This window comes from Bacillus sp. NPDC094106 (genome assembly GCF_044764345.1).
Classification (GTDB): domain Bacteria; phylum Bacillota; class Bacilli; order Bacillales; family Bacillaceae_G; genus Bacillus_A.
This window is the reverse complement of the sequence record NZ_JBIWHY010000049.1, coordinates 1-1,475: the sequence shown is the minus strand read 5'-3', so window position 1 is coordinate 1,475 and position 1,475 is coordinate 1. Positions and strand designations below refer to the sequence as shown.

At 33.1% G+C, this 1,475-nt stretch carries 2 protein-coding genes; one reads left to right on the top strand and one right to left on the bottom strand.

All coding sequences use genetic code 11. The features are described from left to right. Positions 1 to 514: 514 nt before the first annotated feature. Complete coding sequence (locus ACIQ7L_RS28120) at positions 515 to 694, bottom strand: hypothetical protein (protein WP_400573504.1); 180 nt, start codon at positions 692 to 694, stop codon at positions 515 to 517. A 437-nt stretch (positions 695 to 1,131) separates the two neighbouring features. Between ACIQ7L_RS28120 and ACIQ7L_RS28115 the strand changes: the two genes are divergently transcribed. Beyond that, on the top strand, positions 1,132 to 1,380 hold the full coding sequence (locus ACIQ7L_RS28115; protein ID WP_400573502.1) for a hypothetical protein: 249 nt from the start codon (positions 1,132 to 1,134) through the stop codon (positions 1,378 to 1,380). Positions 1,381 to 1,475: the final 95 nt, after the last annotated feature.

The following is a 1,475-nucleotide window of genomic DNA, read 5'->3' as shown; positions in this document are numbered from 1 at the left end:
CCAAGTTTGCAGTTTCGGATGGAGATAATCTTTGCGTCTAGATTAGTAGCGTGAGCTACACTGCAGAAATGCGACTTCCTGTCGCACCATAACGTCTCATTATCGGTAGCAAAGAAAAAGGCGGCCCCTTACTCTCACAAGGAATCCGCCTTTTTCTTTTTCTATGATACTATGCATTTTTTATACATTCCTATTTTGGCGCGCTTTTTGGCCTCCCCATATTTCCCTATGTCTCCTGCTTTTTTGCATAAAATCTTGCATGATCTTAGCGTAGTTTTTTTCTGAAATGCTGGCGGCACCCCATATCCATCAACCTAAGATTTTGAAGTATCCCCAAAACGAAAATTTCATCCTTTCATAGTTGTCCATAGAAATTCAGTTCATTTTTTTCGTTTTGAGGAAGAATGTATTTCTTAACTTGATAGCGATGTGGCAAGACCCCATTATGAACAAAGTGAGATTATTCCTAAACCAATTAATAGAGGTATTTGAAGTTCGTGAGTAGTCTTAACATCTATGCTTTTTCTACTCTAAAACCGAATACTCCATCTTTTACTTTTACTGTGTGAGTCCCTGACCGAAATGTATTTACTTTAAAATAATACCAATCTCCATTTTTTCTTAAATATTCTTTAACTTCATAACCTTCGTTTATAAGATACTCTTTAACATCATCTTGTTTACTACCAAACATGCTACTTATTCCCTCCTTTCTCAATGGTCTCTTTTTAAATATACTAACATTTAAATTTATATATATGAACATTTAGTGAATTCAATAGAGTCCAATAATAGGAGTCCCACCAACAAAACGCGAATTTCGTACGCTAAGGAATTTTTTATTTAAAAAACTTATTTTTTTCCGTACGTTAAGAAGGTTCCATAAACGGTATTTAATGTTTGGTATGGTACTTTGTTTTTGGCAATGAGTTTTGGAACTAATTTTAAACGTATTTCAGTTCATTTTGATAGATATAAATAAAGTTCCTTAAACGGTCGTTTTTAGTTTATTCTCTTATGAACCAAGTCTAATTTATATCAAAAATTAACACAGATACTTTAGATGAAAGGGAATAGACCTGTCATAGACGAACATATTCATCAAGTCAAGGTTTATGTAAGCAGGATAACATGAGAAGAACTACATTAAAAATTGGGATTATTTTGTGTTCTATACTCGTTTTTATGGTTTGTCTCTACGAAATATGGGGAAAAAATTTTAGAACAGCTCCCGTCAAAGACATTGTAAAGGAATTTGTCCCACAGGATATAAAGTCAGGTAGCAAAAGTACATATAATCTTGAACTTGAAATGAATACAGAAGGTCTTTTCAATGCTGAAACTTCTATAACAATTCAAAATCAATCAGACAAAGAATGATCTAAACTCTCTCTTTACTTTATTCCTAACATCTTTACGAAAGAATATTCTCCTCAATTAGAAGAACCTGCAACAGTTGATATGAAGCAGTTATC

Bases quoted from the DNA above. Each gene is read 5' to 3' on its own strand.
- ACIQ7L_RS28120 (WP_400573504.1), bottom strand. From the start codon at position 694: ATGTTTGGTAGTAAACAAGATGATGTTAAAGAGTATCTTATAAACGAA.
- ACIQ7L_RS28115 (WP_400573502.1), top strand. From the start codon at position 1,132: ATGAGAAGAACTACATTAAAAATTGGGATTATTTTGTGTTCTATACTC.